Genomic DNA, 16,455 nt, shown 5'->3' on the forward strand with positions numbered 1-16,455 from the left:
TGGGCCAGCCGCATGGCTGGCCCTTTGCCTTCGATCGTGCCGGCAGCCGTTACTTGACGGCCTGGGCCGGCGTCAGCTGGTTGGCGGTACCCGGCGGGATCTGGTAGCTCCAGGTCTCGCTGAGCGGCTTGCCGTTGGCCACCAGCGCCTCACGCATTTCCACCACCTTGTTCGGGTCCTTGACCTTGATGCGCAGCGTCACCCGATAGCCCTTGGTCACCGGATTCGGCTGCAGCACGTTTTCGATGACCTCGGCGTTGTCGCCCACGCTGAACTGCGCCTGCACCGGCGTATTCGCCGGCAGCGAGGCCAGCGGGCCGCCCTCGAAGTCGATCACGAAGCCCAGGCTGCCGTCCAGATGGCGGATCAGGTTCTTCTGCGTGATCTCGCCGGCCGTGCGCAGCGTCTGTTTGACCCACGCCAGGTCCTTGGCGAACATGCCGCGCTCGTCCATGGTCCAGTGGATCGTGTAGTCGGCCTTGATCGGCGTGTCCTTGGGTGGCAGCTGGTCGGGCGTCCAGAACGACACGATGTTGTCGTTGGTTTCGTCCGGCGTGGGAATTTCCACCAGTTCGACCTTGCCGCGCCCCCAGTCGCCCTGCGGCTCGATCCACGCGCTGGGGCGCAGGTCGTAGCGGTCCTTCAGATCTTCATAGGACGCGAAGTCGCGGCCGCGCTGCATCAGGCCGAAGCCGCGCGGATTGTTCACCTGGAACATGCTCAGTGCGACGTACTTCGGGTTGTTCAGCGGGCGCCACAGCCATTCGCCGTCGCCGGTATGGATCGCCAGGCCGTTCGAGTCATGCAGCGCCGGGCGGAAATTGTTGGCATCGCGCATTTGCTGCGGGCCGAACAGGAACATGCTGGTCAGCGGCGCAATGCCCACCTTCTTGACCGCGCCGCGCATGAACACGCGCGCCTGCACCTTCAGCACCGCATCGGCATCGGGCTGCAGTTCGAACCGATAGGCGCCCGTGGCGTTCTGCGAATCGAGCAGCGCGTAGAACACCAGGCGCTTGTCCTCGGGCTTCGGGCGCTCGATCCAGAACTCGCGGAAGGCCGGGAATTCCTCGGGCTCCGACAGGCCGGTATTGATCGCCAGGCCGCGCGCGGACAGCCCATACACCTGCCCCTTGCCGATCACGCGGAAATAGCTGGCGCCCAGCACGCTCATCACTTCGTCGAGCTTGTCGGCACGGTTGATCGGGTACAGCACGCGAAAGCCCGCGTACCCCAGCTTGTTGGTGGCAGCCTTGTCCAGCTTCAGATCGCCGAAGTCAAAGCGGCTGGGTTCGTACTTGATCTCGTGGATGCGGCTGTCGACGATCTCGTTGATCCGCACCGGCGTGCTGAAATGCATGCCCTGATGGTAGAAGCCGAGCTTGAACGGCGTGCCCTGCCCCTTCCATTCCACGTTGTCCATCTTCGGCTGGATCTTGATGTAGTCCCCGAACTGCATCTGCGCGAACACGGGCGGCAGGTTGCTGGCCGGCGCTGCATAGGGCCGGTCGGCCAGGGTCTTCGCGCGGGCGGTCACGTCGTCGAGCGAAAAGGCGTGCGCCGGCGCGGCGCCGAGCAGGCACGCAGCAACGGCGGCGCCCGGCAAGGCAAGTTGCAACCTGTTACGAAACGACGCGACGGGGCGGGCGACGAAAGCGGCAAACACCAATCAACCTCCTGGATTTACATCGGAAAAAAGCCACACAGCGGCCACAAACCGGCCATTTTAGGCACAGTAAGGCTGTAAACTTGCGGCGCAGTTCAGAAAAATAACCGATTTCTCCTGACGTGCCTGTCAGACACGTGGCGACAGCCGGCGAAGCGTCCTTCCCGCATCATGCAGGGCGATGATCCCGGCAGTGCGTCCGCCAGTCCGCCCATCAGAGACAACGAATAATGCGAATGCTTTCCACGCTGGCCGTTGCCGCCAGCCTTGCCTGCGCGCCCATGTTTGCCGGCGCCGCTGCCGCCGAAACTGCCGCCCCGGTATCGGCCGGCACCCCGCCCGCCACCGACCGGCAGGCGTTCGTCGACGGCCTGATCGGCCGGATGACGCTCGACGAGAAAATCGGCCAGTTGCGGCTCATCAGCATCGGGCCAGAGATGCCCGCCCCGAAGCTGATGGAGGAAATCACGGCTGGACGCGTGGGCGGCACGTTCAACTCCGTCACGCGCAAGGACAACCGCCCGCTGCAGGAAGCGGCCATGCGCAGCCGCATGAAGATTCCGATCTTCTTTGCCTATGACGTGGTGCACGGCCACCGCACCGTCTTCCCGATCAGCCTGGGCCTGGCGTCGAGCTGGGACATGGCCGTGGTGGAAAAGGCCGCGCGGATTTCGGGCCTGGAGGCTGCATCGGACAGCCTGGACGCCACCTTCGCGCCGATGGTCGACATCTCGCGCGACCCGCGCTGGGGCCGCACGTCGGAAGGCTTCGGCGAAGACCCGTTCCTGGTATCCCAATGCGCGCGCGCCAGCGTGAGGGGTTTCCAGGGGACATCGCCGGCCAATCCGGACAGCGTGATGGCATTCGTCAAGCATTTCGCGCTGTACGGCGCCGTGGAAGGCGGCCGCGACTACAACACCGTCGACATGAGCCCGCAGCGCATGTACAACGACTATCTGCCGCCCTACCGCGCCGGCCTGGACGCGGGCGCCGGCGGCGTGATGATCGCGCTGAACTCTGTCAACGGCCAACCGGCCACGTCCAACAAATGGCTGCTGCGTGACCTGCTGCGCAAGGAATGGGGCTTCAAGGGCGTGACCGTCAGCGACCACGGCGCCATCGACGAACTGCTGCGCCATGGCGTGGCCACCACGGGCCGCGACGCCGCCCGACTGGCCATCGAGGCCGGCGTGGACATGAGCATGGCCGATACGCGCTACCTGGAGCAGCTGCCGACGCTGGTCAAGTCCGGCGCGGTGCCGATGTCGCTGATCGATGAAGCCGTACGCGAAGTGCTGACCGCCAAGTACGACATGGGCCTGTTCCAGGACCCGTTCCGCCGTATCGGCCGCGCTGCCGACGATCCGCCCGATGTCAATGCCGAAAGCCGCCTGCACCGCGCCGAGGCGCGCGAGGCGGCCCGCAAGTCGATGGTGCTGCTGGAAAACCGCAATCGCACGCTGCCACTGAAGAAGGCCGGCACGGTGGCCGTGATCGGCCCGCTGGCCGATTCGCAGATCGACATGATGGGCAGCTGGTCGGCCGCCGGCGTGGACAAGCAATCGGTCACGCTGCTGCAGGGCATGCGCGACGCGCTGGCGGGCAAGGGCCAGGTGACGTACGCGCGCGGCGCCAATATCACCGACGACCCGCGCGTGGTGGGCTACCTGAACTTCCTGAACTGGGACAACCCCGAGGTGGTGCAGGACAAGCGCCCGGACGGCGACATGATCGAGGAAGCCGTGCGCGTGGCGCGCGGTGCGGACACGGTGGTGGTGGCCGTGGGCGAGACGCGGGGCATGTCGCACGAGGCATCGAGCCGGTCGAGCCTGGGCCTGCCCGGCAGCCAGCTGGCGCTGCTCAAGGCGCTCAAGAGCACCGGCAAGCCGCTGGTGCTGGTGCTGATGAATGGCCGGCCGCTGACGATCCACTGGGAAAAGGAGAACGCCGACGCCATTCTGGAGGCCTGGTATCCCGGCACCGAAGGCGGGCATGCCATCGCCGACCTGCTGTTCGGCGACGCCAATCCGTCGGGCAAGCTGCCGGTCACGTTCCCGCGCTCGCTGGGCCAGATTCCCGCCTACTACAACGCGCTGCGGATCGGCCGGCCGTTCACGCCCGGCAAGGCGCCGAACTACACCTCGCAGTACTTCGAAGAGGAATACGGCCCGCTCTACCCGTTCGGCTACGGGCTGAGCTATACCACGTTCAGCATGTCCGACGTGCGGCTGTCGGGCACCAGGCTGGCGCGCAACGGCCAGCTAACGGCCAGCGTGACCGTGAAGAACACCGGCGACCGTGCCGGCGAAGCCGTCGCGCAACTGTATCTGCAGGACGTGATGGCATCGACCGTGCGGCCGGTCAAGGAGCTGAAGGACTTCCGCAAAGTGATGCTGGCACCGGGCGAATCGCGCGTGATCGATTTCCCGATCGGCGAAGACAAGCTCAAGTTCTACAACGCCAGGCTCGAATATGTGGCCGAACCGGGCGAGTTCAGCGTGCAGGTGGGTTTTGACTCGGCTGCCGTCAAGGAAGCGAAGTTCACGCTCGAATGATCGATATCCACGCCCCGGCTCCGCACGGGATCGGGGCGTCAGACATCGGCAGGAAGACTTATCGGTTGCCGTCCAGCAGGTCGTTGAGCACGGCGTCGAACGCTGCCTGGGCGTCTTCCAGCGCCTGCAGCGCGGCATCGAAGGTCTGCAAGGCGAGCTTCGACGGCTTGCCGCCACCTTCCGGCGGATACTGGCTTTGCAGCGCGGTGAAAGCCACCTGCACCTGGCGCGTGGCATTGACCACGCGCTCCATTACCTGCGCCTCCTCGGCGCGCTTCTGTTCGTCACTCATGCAACAGCCCCTGGTGGCCCTGATGTCGATATGCGACATATCGTACAAGAACTTGCGGGCATCCTGCCGGGTCCAACGCCGCATTGCCAGAAATTCGGGTAGGCTGGACGGGACATTACTGTCCGTGGCCCCATCCGCCACCGCCCGACGTCACCGTTCAACGCCCCCATGTCATCGTCGTTATTGCGCAGGACACTGGCCGCCACCCTTGTGACGGCCGGCGGCTTTGCCTGCTATTGGACCTACCTCACCGTCAACCAGGAGCGCCTGCTGTTCGACGCGCGCCGGCGCCCGCCGCGCGACCTGCCCGACGGCATCGACGCCTATTCGCATCCGGTGCCGGGCGGCCTGTTCCGGGGCTACACCTACCACGCCGACCACGAAGGCGTGCGCGACCTGCTGTTCTACCTGCCGGGACGCGGCGAGGACGTCCTGGAAACGCTGCAGTTCATGAAATGGCTGCCCGCCGGCATGGGCTTCGCCACCTTCGACTACCGTGGGCTGGGCCACTCGGACGGCATGCCGTCCGAGGCCGCCGCCGTGGCCGATGCGAGCCAGTTCCTGCTGCATATCCGCCGCGCCTTTCCGGGTGTGCGCGTGCATGTGGTAGGCCGCTCGCTGGGTACCGGGGTGGCCATCCAGCTGGCCGACCTGCAGGATTTCGAGAGCCTGCAGCTGATCACCCCCTACGATTCGCTGCTGGAGATCGTGCGCAAACGCTTTCCGCTGGTGCCGCTGCGTCAGCTGATGCGCCATCACTTCGATTCCATCTCCCACTGCAAGAAGGTCGTGCAGAGCACCAAGGTGCTGCTCGCGGAGCGCGACGACGTGGTGCCGCACGCGTGCTCCGAACGGCTGATGGCCGCGTGGCCCGGCCCGGTGGCGGTGCAGACCATTGCCGGGGCGGACCATTACACGATCGTCGAATTGCCCGAAACCTGGCTCGCGCTGTGCGAATTTGCCCGCCAGGTGCCGCATCAACCACCTCCGCCAGTCGAAGAGCCCCGGCGCGCGGCCAAAGCGCCGCCCGCCGACATGACCGATTCCGGTGTGCCGTTGCCGCTTTCCGCAGCACGGTAGAATGCGCGCCATGAAAAGAATCGTAGTCAAGGCCGCGGCCGTGACCGCTGGCCTGGCCGCTGCCGGTGTGCTGCTGGCCGGTTTTGCCGCCGTGGTCAGCTTGCGGCAGTTGCCGTCCGTCGACGCACTGCGCGACTATCGCCCCCAGGTGCCGCTGCGTGTCTTCACCCGTGACAACGTGCAGATCGGCGAATTCGGCACCGAGCATCGCGAGTTCATCCCGATCGACCGCATGCCGAAGCGGATGTCCGATGCGCTGCTGGCCGCCGAGGACGACCAGTTCTACAGCCATGTCGGCGTGGACGTGCCGGGCCTGGTACGTGCCGCGCTGGCCAATATTGGCGAAGGCTACGCCCAGGGCGCTTCCACCATCACGATGCAGGTGGCCCGCAATTTCTACCTGTCGCGCGAGAAGACGCTGTCGCGCAAGTGGTATGAAATCCTGCTGGCCTTCGAGATCGACCGATCGCTACCCAAGGAGCGCATCCTCGAGCTCTACATGAACCAGGTCTACCTGGGGGAACACGCCTACGGCTTCGGCAGCGCCGCGCAGACCTACTTCGGCAAGCCGCTGGCGCAACTGTCGCTGGCCGAGACGGCCATGCTGGCGGGGCTGCCCAAGGCCCCCTCGACGATGAATCCGGTGGTCAACCTGCCCCGCGCCAAGCACCGCCAGGAGTACGTGCTCGGCCGCATGCTGGCGCTGGGCATGATCACGCAGGAGCAGTATCGCGAGGCGCGCAATGCGCAGATCGTGGTCAATCACGATGCCAATGGCCGCTTCGACGGGCACGCCGAATACGTGGCCGAACTGGCGCGCCAGCTGGCGCATGACCGTTTCGGCGACGAGGCCTATACCCGTGGCATCAACGTCTACACCACGGTGTCGTCGATGCACCAGACGCTGGCGTATGACGCCGTGCAGGCCGGCATCGAGGGTTACGGCAAGCGGCACGGCGCGGAAAAGGTCGCCACGGCGCTGCCCCAGGCGGCGCTGATCTCGCTGGACGCCCGCACCGGCGCCATCGAGGCCATGGTCGGCGGCAGCGACTTCAACGCGAACCGCTACAACCACGCCACGCAGGCGCAGCGCCAGCCGGGGTCGACGTTCAAGCCGTTCATCTATTCCGCGGCGCTGGAGCGCGGCATCTCCCCGGGCACGCTGATCAACGACGCGCCGCTCGACAACTCGCCGCGCTGGCAGCCGGGCAACGACGACGGCCGCTTTGTCGGCCCGATCACGGTCCGCCAGGCACTGGCCGAATCGCGCAACCTGCCGGCCATCCGCACGCTGCAGGCCATCGGCATTCCGTATGCGATCGATTTCGCCGGCAAGTTCGGCTTCGCCACCAAGCGCCTGCCGCCGTATCTGCCGATGGCGCTGGGCACGGGCACCACGTCGCCGCTGCGGCTGGCGGCCGCCTACGGCGTGTTCGCCAACCAGGGCCACCGCGTCGAGCCGTACCTGATCGAGAAGATCACCGACGGAGACGGCCGTGTACTGTTCGCCGCCGACACGAGCGAGCCGCCGCGCGTGATCTCCGAGCGCAATGCCTTTGTCATGAACAGCCTGCTGCAAAGCGTGGTGGACGAAGGCACGGGCGCCGGCGTCAAACGCTACCTGCGCCGCGACGACGTCGCCGGCAAGACCGGCACCACGAACGATTCGGTGGACGGCTGGTTCGCAGGCTACGGCGGGCAGGTGGTCACCGTGGCCTGGATGGGCTTCGACGACAACCGCACGCTGGGCCGCCACGAGTTCGGCGCAACCACGGCACTGCCGATCTGGGCCGCCTATATGGAAGGACGCCTGGCGGGCGTCCCCGACGCCAGCTTCGCGACGCCGCCGCAGCTGGCCCAGTTCAACAACGACTGGGCCTACGCCGAAAACGCCGACGGCACGCACGGCCTGGCGTCGCTGGGCTTCCCGCCGCCACCGGCCGTGCCGGACCTGCCCCCCGATGGCAGCGGACCCGGCGCGCCGGGTGCGCCCATGCCCCCGTCCCCGACGCCCGCCGCGCTGGACATGCCGGCATCGGCCAGCGCGGCGGGCGCCAGCGGCGCCCCCCTTTGATCGTCGGTGTCATCCCTCTGACGCCAACCCTTTTGACACCCCCTTTTGACTCCGTCCTTCTGATGCCGACCATGCCCGCCTACGCCACGCCGCTGATCTGGGCCGTTGCCATGCTGGCCACCCTGGGGGTGCTGTTCCGCCCGTTCCGGCTGCCGGAGCCATTCTGGGCCATGGCCGGCGCGCTGCTGCTTTGCGTGGCGGGCCTGCTGCCCTGGCGCGACGCGCTCGAAGCGGTGGCACGCGGCAACGACGTCTACCTGTTCCTGGCGGGGATGATGCTGATCTCCGAACTGGCGCGCAAGACCGGGCTGTTCGACCATGTCGCGGCCCTGGCCGTGCGCAGCGCCCGAGGGTCGGCGCGGCGCCTGTTCGTGCTGGTCTATGGCTTTGGCATCGCCGTGACGGCCTTCATGTCGAACGACGCCACGGCGGTAGTGCTGACACCCGCCGTGCTGGCCGCCACGCGCGCGGCACGCGTACGGCATCCCCTGCCCTACCTCTACGCCTGCGCGTTCATCGCCAACGCGGCAAGCTTCGTGCTGCCGATCTCGAACCCGGCCAACCTCGTGCTGTTCGGCGAACGCATGCCGCCGCTGCTGGGCTGGCTGGCGCGGTTCTCGCTGCCGTCTGCCGTGGCCATCGTCATGACGTTCGTGGCCCTGTACTGGACCCAGCGCGACGCGCTGGCCGAGCGCATTGCCGACGACGTGGAAACGCCGCCGCTGACCCTGCAGGCATGGCTGACCACGGCAGGCATCGTCCTGACCGGCGCGGCGCTGCTGACCGCGTCGCTGCGTGGCATGGACCTGGGCTGGCCCACGTTCATCGGCGGCGCCGCCACGCTGCTGGCCGTCTGCGCCACGCAGCCGCGCCTGCTGCGCCCGTCGCTGGCCGAGGTGTCCTGGGGCGTGCTGCCGATGGTGGCGGGGCTGTTCGTGCTGGTGGCCGGCCTGTCGCAGACCGGCCTCACGGCGCAATTGGCCGACTGGGTGCGCGAACTGTCCACGCGCCAGGGCACCGATGCGGTGGTCGGCGCCGGCATGGCGGGCGCCGCCGTGGGCATCGTCAGCAATATCGTCAACAACCTGCCGGCCGGGCTGTTTGCCGCGTCGGCGCTGGCCGCCGGCCACGCCTCGGAGACCGTGACGGCGGCCGTGCTGATTGGCGTCGACCTGGGGCCGAACCTGTCGGTCACCGGATCGCTGGCCACGCTGCTGTGGCTGACCGCCCTGCGCCGCGAGGGCCACGCGGTCAGTGCTGGCACATTCCTTAAAACGGGGGCGATCGTGATGCCGCTGGCCCTGCTGCCGGCGCTTGCCGTCCTGCGCTGAATCCGCGCCGGCCGTTTTCGCTTATAGTGAAGCACCGCGCACCGCGCCCCTTTTCCGCCGATCTCCAGCGGCCGCACATGTCACACAAGGATCACCCCGTCGGGGCCAGGCACCCTGCCAATACACCGGTTTCCGACCGGATCCGGGCCCGCATCGCCGAGGCCGGCGAGCGTTTTCATGCCAATGACAACATCGCGCGCTTTCTGGAGCACGGCGAACTCGATGCCCTGCAGGCCGAGGTCGAAGCGCGCATGGAAGACGTGCTGCGCACGCTGGTGATCGACGTCGACCAGGATCACAACACCCGCGAGACGGCCCGACGCGTCGCCAAGATGTACCTGAAGGAGATCTTTGCCGGACGGTACGCCAAGGCGCCTGAAGTCACGGAATTCCCGAACGTCGAGCAGCTGAACGAGCTGATGATCGTGGGCCCGATCCGGGTGCGAAGCGCCTGCTCACATCATCTGTGCCCGATTATCGGCAGCCTTTGGGTGGGGGTCATGCCGAACCGGCACTCGAACCTGATCGGCCTGTCCAAGTACGCCCGACTGGCCGAATGGATCATGTGCCGCCCGCAGATCCAGGAAGAGGCGGTGGCCCAGGTGGCGGACCTGCTCCAGGAAAAGATGAATCCCGATGGCCTGGCCATCGTGATGGAAGCCGAGCATTTCTGCATGCACTGGCGCGGGGTGCGCGACACCGACGCCAAGATGACCAATAGCGTGATGCGCGGCTCGTTCCTGAAAGACGACAAGCTGCGCCGCGAATTCCTGACGCTGCTGAACCTGAACCGCCGCTGATCCGCCCCGCCACCGCAGGAGGCCCCCATGCTAGTTCGTCTGCTCTACACCAGCCGCGCCAGGGAACCACTGGCCGCCGATGTGCTGGATGCCATCCTCGAAACCAGCCTGGCGCACAACCCCCGCCACGGCATTACCGGTGTGCTGTGCCACAGCAACAGCATTTTCCTGCAGGCGCTGGAGGGCAGCCGCGAGGCGGTATCCCGGCTTTACCTCAATATCGGCCAGGACAAGCGCCATCACGATGTGGTCCTGCTGCACTACGAGGAGATCGCCGAGCGGGCATTTTCCGGCTGGTCGATGGGACGCGTGAATGCCGGAAAAATCAACGCCGCGACGCTGCTCAAGTATTCGGCACAGGGCGAACTGGACCCATACCGCATGCCTGGCACCGCATCGCTGGCCTTGCTCAGGGAACTGATTGCGGGCGCCTCCATCGTCGGACGCAGTCCGGATCGCGGACGAAGCTGAGCCTTTGGCGTCTGCTGGTGAATGCGCGTCGCCGTTGGCAGATGGGCTCAGGCCGACAATTGCCCGAACAGCCCGCACTCCAGGTCGCTCTCCAGTTCTTCCACCCATGACGTGCCCGGCCCGGCATCGTAGACGCTTTCGGCGCCGGTCGCCTGCCTTCGCACCGTCACCTGGCGTGCCGCCGTGCCATTGACATCGGAAATGTCAAATTCCTGCAGGGCGAGACCGACCTGTCTGAACACGGCCTCGACCTCCTGCCGCTCCTGAGGGGGAAACTCGTCGAATTGACGCATCGTCATGGCACACCTCCACGCGGGTATTTGCGCGCGGACATAGCATGCCACTTTCCAATGCTGTATGTGATGCAGTGCGAAAGACCACGCGCACTTCGAATGTATTGAATCGCCAGCGTCACATGGGCCTGTTACACCTCGCGATGTGCGACGTGACGACTTCTCCCAAGCACCGGGACGGCTACGCCTTGCGTCCCATATGCACTTTAAGAACCCAGGATAAATAGTAATTCGACTAAAAAACTATATCTTGTTTTGCATTCGCATCATTCGTTCGTCTCGTGTATTTCCGCGCAATCGTCTTGAACAATTCCCTGATTTTTCAATGAAAAGTGATGGACTGTAATCGCAAGGACTCGTAGTGTCGATCTTCTTATCTCCATCCCTATGGAAACGACAATGCGGAAGAAGACCACACACGAGACGGAAGACGAGCAACGGCGTCAGACCATCTTCCATACTGCACAGGCGCAAGCGAACGCCCTGCATGGCATGTACCGGGACACGCTTGCCACCTTCACCGCCACACCTTCGGCCGTTCCCGTCCCGCGGGCCGCGCGTGCGATATTCTGGCTGGGCCGGCTCAGGCAATGGCGCGCGATCGACCTGGACAATGGCGATACCTGCGCCACGCCGAACTGGCTGTCACTGCAGCTGGGCGTTGTGGAATCGCTGTCCGGCACGCATGCGCTGGCCCTGCACAAGGAGCAATGGAGCGGCCCGACACGCCGACAGACCTACGAGCGCGACATGTCCCAGCAGATCGCCATGCTGCTGGCGCTCGACTGGAAGGAACTCGGCACCTTCTGCCTGGACGCCTGGTTCGGCATCGACAGCGACCTGGCGGCACTGCACCCGATGAATGGCATGACCGGGATGATCGTGAACATCGCCGGGCAGGCGCTGGGCGTCAGCGTTCCGCAAACCGTCTTCCACAAGAGCGACGCGCTGCTGGCCCGCATCGTCGAACGCTGGCAGGCCGACGACGAGACCTTCATGCCGCTGGCGTTCGAACTGGCCGACCGTCACCTCATGCAATGCCGGCTGGATACCGATCACTCGCTATTTGATTTCGATCATCCGGTCGAGCAGACGATTCCAGTCGAGCTTCTTATGCTGATGCGCTTGCGCGGATCGAACCACCTTCCCGAATACCTGACGAAACACCCGGCGCTGTCGCACCCCGCCGCCATGCTGTTGAAAGGGGGGCCACCGGTCCAGTCCCAACGCTGCGCGGGCTTCGTCGAACGCGTCAGCAGGCTGCTGCCGCAGTACCGGGCATTTACCGACGCCATCGACAGGCAGGTAAAAATACTGTCAGAGACGCGTTCGTAATGGTCATGCCAACAATCTAGTTGAATGACTATTTCTTGATCGGTCCGCAAGCGCCAAAATGCGACCGATCCGATGCATGGTTCGACGGACCGGCACATCGTCCATGCATGGCCAACGCGGCCTGGAAACGCCGCGTTATTGCCCTCCATCCTGTCTTCCAATGCTGAAATCCGACGAGAATTTTCTATGTAATTGAAATCTGACAATGCGCAATTCGTCTTGTCATAGAAATGTGATTTTCGGGAACGGATGGAGTATTTTTCCTATGCTTGAAAAAGCACCAAAACGAGTCGCGATTCCTACTGGACGCGTCATCTGTCTGCGAAAAGGACTTTGAGGCATGCCTGCAAAAACCATTCGGGTCGCTCTGGCTGACGACCATCCCCTTGTCGTCACGGCCCTGCGCGACTGCCTGCAGCGCACACCGGGCTTCCAGGTGAAATGTGAATGCACGAACGGCAGCGAGCTGGTCGGCGCCCTGGCCCAGAACCCGGTGGATGTCGCCGTCACCGACTTCAGCATGGGGCATGGCGATACGTCACTGGACGGCTTCAACCTGCTGCGCAGGCTGGGGCGCCTCTATCCGGAAACGCGCATTGTCATTGTCAGTGCGCAAACAAACCCCGGTGTTGTCATCCGCGCCATGAAGCTTGGCGCCCGCGCGTTCGTCAGCAAGGAAGACGAACTCGACGAGATCGTCCGTGCCTGCATCCATGTGACCGTCAGCAACGGCAATTTCTATTCGCCTTCCATCCGCGCCGTGCTCGACAGCGTTGCCTCGGCCGCGCCGGCCACAGAACTGACGCTGCGCGAACTCGAGGTGGTGCGGCTGTATGCGCAGGGCTTCCAGCTCAACGAGATCGCCAGCAAGCTGGGCCGGTCGGTCAGTACGATTTCCAGCCAGAAGACCGTGGCCATGCGCAAGCTCAACGTCCAGACCAATACGGATCTGATTCGCTACGCCTACGAGAACGGGCTGATCTGAGCTTTCGTCATGCAGCAGATACTGGATCGTACCCAGGAGTCCCTGGCGCAGTCGTTTGCCGCCCTCGCGCATAACGCGCGGCGCCAGCAACAACTCTATTACGCCACCGTCGGGCTGCTGATCGCCATCGTCATCGTGTCCGGGCTGTTGCTGGCCGGACTGGCGGCCGCGCGTCATCTCGATGCTCGCCGCAGCCATGTCGCGCAATATGTCAGCGGCATCTCCGTGAAGCTGCAGAGCCAGACGTCGTTCCTGCGCCGTACGGCACTGACTGTCGACTACTATCTCGCCGCATCCAGCGATGCGCCGCCCGACCCCGAACTGCTTGCGCAGGTCCGCCGTACCGGTGCGGCGCGGTCGTCCGATGGGAAGTATGTGCTGCTGGTGACCAACGCCGCGCGCGAGGCCTGGGCGAACACGCTGCCGCACAGGATCTGGCAACTGCAGCAGATCGCCACGGCCACGCTCACTACCAGCATGTCATTCGGGCTCGACATGCAGGCGTACGTGGTCGCGCCCGATGCGTCGTTCGCCATCCTGGTGTCTCCGGGGGGTATCCCCCCCAACACGCACATCGATGCCGCGCTCGTGACCCGCCTGCGAGACGACCTTGCGCGCGGCGTCGCCAGCCATGGCGCGGGTCCGGACCTGACGGCGCCGCATTGGGTCGGACCCGTCAGCGACCCGATTCTTCGCACGCGCGCCATGATTGCGACCCTGGACGCGCGAGCCACGGACGGGAGCGGGCACGCCATCCTTGTTGCGGCGAGCATTCCGGCCCGGTCATTTCTCGCCGGCCTTGCACGCCCTCCCGATCCCGCCACGCTCTGGCTGGTGAATCGCGACAACGCCAGTATCGACGTATCCCCGGATGCCGATACCTCGCTGTCCGACCAAATCCTGCAGCATGCCAGAAGCCTTCCCCTCGACACCCCAACCCCGACACGCTATGGGCTGCTGCTGGTGCAGCCGCTGGACCCCGCATTCGGCACACTGATCTACCAGCTCTCGTACGGCACGCTGCTGAATGCGATCGCGACCGAACTGTTTGCCATGCTCGGCGCCGGGCTGCTGCTGATCCTTGGCATCGTGCTGACCGCGCGCTACTGGGACATCCATCTTCTGCGCCGCAGCCACGCCGAAGCCGCGCGTTCGCTCGAAAACGAGACCATCAACCATATTCTGGTCAGTGCCACGCCGATCGGGCTGTGCATCGTGCGCCAGCATGACGAGACGATCCTGACGTCGAACGCCGTCGCCGACTCGCTACTCGGCTGCACCCAGGGCGCTCGCATGCCGGCGTCCATCATGGACGCGCTGCGCAATCAGGGCGCCTCGTCCGGCCAGACCCGGCTCGCCTCGATCGTCCAGGTGACAGTGCCCGCCGCAGCGACGGCGGGAGCAGGCACGCCGGCATCGCCGGTTCAGGAAGCTTCCCCGGGGGCACAACGGCAGTTTTTGCAGGTGACCTGCGCGCCGGCCAGATATCGCGACGAATCGGTACTGTTCTGCGCGGTCCAGGACATCACGGCACAGCACCAGCTTGAACTGCAGTTGCGAGAGGCGCGCGAGACGGCCGAAGCGATGATGCGCGCGCGGTCGAACTTCTTTGCCTCGATGAGCCACGAGATCCGGACGCCATTGAACGCATTGCTCGGCAATCTGGAGCTATTGGCACGTACGGACGGGCTGGAAGCCCAGGCGCCACGGCTTCGGGCGCTACAACTGGCATCGGAGGGGCTTCAGCGGATCGTCAACGACATTCTCGACTTTTCAAAGATCGACGCCGGCGAAATGAAACTGGTTGCCGAACCGTTCCGGCCGATTGACGATCTCGAAAGCCTGTCGATGTCCTATGCGCCGATGGCGCAGGGCAAGCCGATCCGCTTCTACGTGCATCTCTCGCCAACGCTGGACACCGTGCTGACCGGCGACCGGACCCGCATTGCCCAGGTCATCAACAACCTGCTCAGCAATGCCTTCAAGTTCACCCTGTGCGGCAAAGTGACGCTCAGCGCCGAGGTCACCACCGACACGCAGGATCGCAGCCTACTGGTCTGCCGCGTGCGAGACTCGGGCATCGGCATGCCGCCCGCACTGGTCGCGCGCATTTTCCACCCGTTCGTCCAGGGAGAAGCCAGTACATCGGCCCGATATGGCGGTACCGGACTTGGGCTGTCGATCTGCGCCAGGCTGACCGAACTGATGAACGGACATATCACGGTGGAAAGCGTCGAAGGTGTCGGCAGCGCGTTCACCGTGGTGGTGCCACTGGGCGCCACGGCCACGAAGACCGCACCGCCCGACCCGGTGACGCGCGGCACGCGGGCGATGATTCTTTGCCAGGAATCGGATTCGGGTGCCATGCTGCAGGCCTGGCTGGAACGCGCGGGTTGGCGGTGCGACGTGTTCCGTCAACTCGGCGCCGCCCAGGCGTGGCTACGGGCCAATCGACCCCATATTTTCGTGGTAACCGGCGAATACGGGCTCGATACCGTGGCGGACCTTCGGCAGTTGCACCCGGCCAACGTGGTGTGGGTGACGCGGGACGGCCCGGAGCACCCTGCCGACCGCGGCCACGGAGTATTCGAGGTTTCGACATTCAGCCACAATGCCATCCTGGCAGGCACACTGGCCGCTCTGGACGCGGAACCGGCTGACGCCGCCGACGCCACGGACGCCGCCGCCAGCGCAGACGACAGCCTGGACAACGCGCACCGCGACGGGGAAATCGGCCCGACTCGCCCCGATGCGGCGTCCGCCGGTGGCGACTTGCCACGCCCCACGATTCTGGTTGCCGAGGACAACGCGCTGAACCAGGCGCTGATCGCCGAACAACTGGTTGCCCTCGGATGGGACCCGATTGTGGTTGGCGACGGGCGTCAGGCACTGTCCGCCTTCGAGCATGGTCACTTCGATGCCGTCCTGACCGACGTCCATATGCCGGTCATGGACGGCTATGAATTGCTTGCCGCGATCCGCGCCATCGATCCAGTCGTGCCGGTCCTGGCGTTCAGCGCGGTCACGCACACGGAACAGGCGGGGGCGTGGAGGAACCGGGGATTCACCGGCCATATCGCCAAGCCAGCGTCATTGAAGGCGCTCGAACAGGCGCTGCAAGCCATCCCGGGCAACCAGGCCGCAGACCATCCCAACGCGCACGACGCCCTACCGGCAAGCGGCCAGCAGGACAACCCGCCAATTCCATCCACCGAAATTGCGCGCTACAAGAGCATGCTGCTCGAACACTTGAAGGACGACGGCCCGGAGCTGGCAGCCATCCTGCTGCGTCATGACCCGGTGGCGCTCCGCCATTGGGCGCATCGGTCGGCCGGTGCCTTTCTTGTGATCGATGCGCAGAACATGGTGCAACTGTGCCGCCAGGTGGAATCGCTTTGCAGCAAGGCCAGCGGGTGGACACCGGCCATCGCCGCCGCCGGCACTGCGCTGCATGAAGCCGTGCGCACGTTCCGCGACGAGACCGCCGGGCTGGATGCCTGACCTGTCTGCACAAGGCAGCGCTGCCGTGCGAACACACCACACATGCATCGGGAAAGGATTGCCGTCGTTGCA

The 16,455-nt window shown here is 65.3% G+C and carries 12 protein-coding genes; 9 read left to right on the plus strand and 3 right to left on the minus strand.

Translation table 11 applies throughout. The annotated features are described in order from the left end of the window. Positions 1-49: 49 nt before the first annotated feature. Positions 50-1,606 carry a glucan biosynthesis protein G gene (locus D9X30_RS04685; protein ID WP_153949271.1) on the minus strand — a complete coding sequence of 519 codons (1,557 nt, stop codon included), beginning with the start codon at positions 1,604-1,606 and terminating at the stop codon, positions 50-52. A gap of 296 nt (positions 1,607-1,902) precedes the next feature. Here D9X30_RS04685 and bglX point away from each other — a divergent pair, with 296 nt between their 5' ends. Then, the gene (bglX, locus tag D9X30_RS04690; protein ID WP_228771022.1) at positions 1,903-4,221 is read left to right on the plus strand and encodes a beta-glucosidase BglX; all 2,319 of its coding nucleotides are present in this window, start codon (positions 1,903-1,905) and stop codon (positions 4,219-4,221) included. A gap of 58 nt (positions 4,222-4,279) precedes the next feature. On the opposite strand, the gene D9X30_RS04695 is transcribed toward bglX, so the two are convergent. Continuing rightward, on the minus strand, positions 4,280-4,513 hold the full coding sequence (locus D9X30_RS04695; RefSeq protein ID WP_153949244.1) for a hypothetical protein: 234 nt from the start codon (positions 4,511-4,513) through the stop codon (positions 4,280-4,282). 168 nt (positions 4,514-4,681) lie between these two features. Between D9X30_RS04695 and D9X30_RS04700 the strand changes: the two genes are divergently transcribed. The 5 genes from D9X30_RS04700 (at position 4,682) to D9X30_RS04720 (ending at position 10,269) form a co-directional block, all read left to right on the plus strand. Next, the gene (locus tag D9X30_RS04700) at positions 4,682-5,593 is read left to right on the plus strand and encodes an alpha/beta hydrolase (protein ID WP_153949243.1); all 912 of its coding nucleotides are present in this window, start codon (positions 4,682-4,684) and stop codon (positions 5,591-5,593) included. 10 nt (positions 5,594-5,603) lie between these two features. Then, positions 5,604-7,667, plus strand: coding sequence for a penicillin-binding protein 1A (locus tag D9X30_RS04705; protein WP_502799611.1), 2,064 nt, complete (start codon positions 5,604-5,606; stop codon positions 7,665-7,667). Positions 7,668-7,738: 71 nt separating this feature from the next. Continuing rightward, the gene (locus D9X30_RS04710) at positions 7,739-8,998 is read left to right on the plus strand and encodes an arsenic transporter (RefSeq protein ID WP_153949241.1); all 1,260 of its coding nucleotides are present in this window, start codon (positions 7,739-7,741) and stop codon (positions 8,996-8,998) included. A 77-nt stretch (positions 8,999-9,075) separates the two neighbouring features. Further along, positions 9,076-9,798 (plus strand): GTP cyclohydrolase I, encoded by a 723-nt coding sequence (gene folE, locus D9X30_RS04715; RefSeq protein ID WP_153949240.1) that lies wholly within the window; start codon positions 9,076-9,078, stop codon positions 9,796-9,798. A gap of 27 nt (positions 9,799-9,825) precedes the next feature. Further along, positions 9,826-10,269 (plus strand): BLUF domain-containing protein, encoded by a 444-nt coding sequence (locus D9X30_RS04720; RefSeq protein ID WP_153949239.1) that lies wholly within the window; start codon positions 9,826-9,828, stop codon positions 10,267-10,269. 47 nt (positions 10,270-10,316) lie between these two features. Here D9X30_RS04720 and D9X30_RS04725 read toward each other — a convergent pair whose 3' ends face one another. Next, positions 10,317-10,568: a hypothetical protein gene (locus D9X30_RS04725; protein ID WP_153949238.1), complete on the minus strand. Its 252-nt coding sequence runs from the start codon at positions 10,566-10,568 to the stop codon at positions 10,317-10,319. 393 nt (positions 10,569-10,961) lie between these two features. Between D9X30_RS04725 and D9X30_RS04730 the strand changes: the two genes are divergently transcribed. The 3 genes from D9X30_RS04730 to D9X30_RS04740 all read left to right on the plus strand — a co-directional run bounded on the left by D9X30_RS04730 (position 10,962) and on the right by D9X30_RS04740 (position 16,383). Beyond that, positions 10,962-11,897 (plus strand): hypothetical protein, encoded by a 936-nt coding sequence (locus tag D9X30_RS04730; protein WP_194946574.1) that lies wholly within the window; start codon positions 10,962-10,964, stop codon positions 11,895-11,897. Between the two features lie 340 nt (positions 11,898-12,237). Further along, on the plus strand, positions 12,238-12,882 hold the full coding sequence (locus D9X30_RS04735) for a response regulator (RefSeq protein WP_153949237.1): 645 nt from the start codon (positions 12,238-12,240) through the stop codon (positions 12,880-12,882). 9 nt (positions 12,883-12,891) lie between these two features. Further along, the gene (locus tag D9X30_RS04740; protein ID WP_153949236.1) at positions 12,892-16,383 is read left to right on the plus strand and encodes an ATP-binding protein; all 3,492 of its coding nucleotides are present in this window, start codon (positions 12,892-12,894) and stop codon (positions 16,381-16,383) included. Positions 16,384-16,455: the final 72 nt, after the last annotated feature.

Source organism: Cupriavidus sp. U2, from assembly GCF_009663685.2.
GTDB lineage: Bacteria > Pseudomonadota > Gammaproteobacteria > Burkholderiales > Burkholderiaceae > Cupriavidus > Cupriavidus necator_C.

Excerpts from the sequence above, each read along its gene's own strand:
- bglX (WP_228771022.1), top strand. The coding sequence starts at position 1,903 with ATGCTTTCCACGCTGGCCGTTGCCGCCAGCCTTGCCTGCGCGCCCATG.
- D9X30_RS04695 (WP_153949244.1), bottom strand. The coding sequence starts at position 4,513 with ATGAGTGACGAACAGAAGCGCGCCGAGGAGGCGCAGGTAATGGAGCGC.
- D9X30_RS04700 (WP_153949243.1), top strand. The coding sequence starts at position 4,682 with ATGTCATCGTCGTTATTGCGCAGGACACTGGCCGCCACCCTTGTGACG.
- D9X30_RS04705 (WP_502799611.1), top strand. The coding sequence starts at position 5,604 with ATGAAAAGAATCGTAGTCAAGGCCGCGGCCGTGACCGCTGGCCTGGCC.
- D9X30_RS04710 (WP_153949241.1), top strand. The coding sequence starts at position 7,739 with ATGCCCGCCTACGCCACGCCGCTGATCTGGGCCGTTGCCATGCTGGCC.
- folE (WP_153949240.1), top strand. The coding sequence starts at position 9,076 with ATGTCACACAAGGATCACCCCGTCGGGGCCAGGCACCCTGCCAATACA.
- D9X30_RS04720 (WP_153949239.1), top strand. The coding sequence starts at position 9,826 with ATGCTAGTTCGTCTGCTCTACACCAGCCGCGCCAGGGAACCACTGGCC.
- D9X30_RS04725 (WP_153949238.1), bottom strand. The coding sequence starts at position 10,568 with ATGACGATGCGTCAATTCGACGAGTTTCCCCCTCAGGAGCGGCAGGAG.
- D9X30_RS04730 (WP_194946574.1), top strand. The coding sequence starts at position 10,962 with ATGCGGAAGAAGACCACACACGAGACGGAAGACGAGCAACGGCGTCAG.
- D9X30_RS04735 (WP_153949237.1), top strand. The coding sequence starts at position 12,238 with ATGCCTGCAAAAACCATTCGGGTCGCTCTGGCTGACGACCATCCCCTT.
- D9X30_RS04740 (WP_153949236.1), top strand. The coding sequence starts at position 12,892 with ATGCAGCAGATACTGGATCGTACCCAGGAGTCCCTGGCGCAGTCGTTT.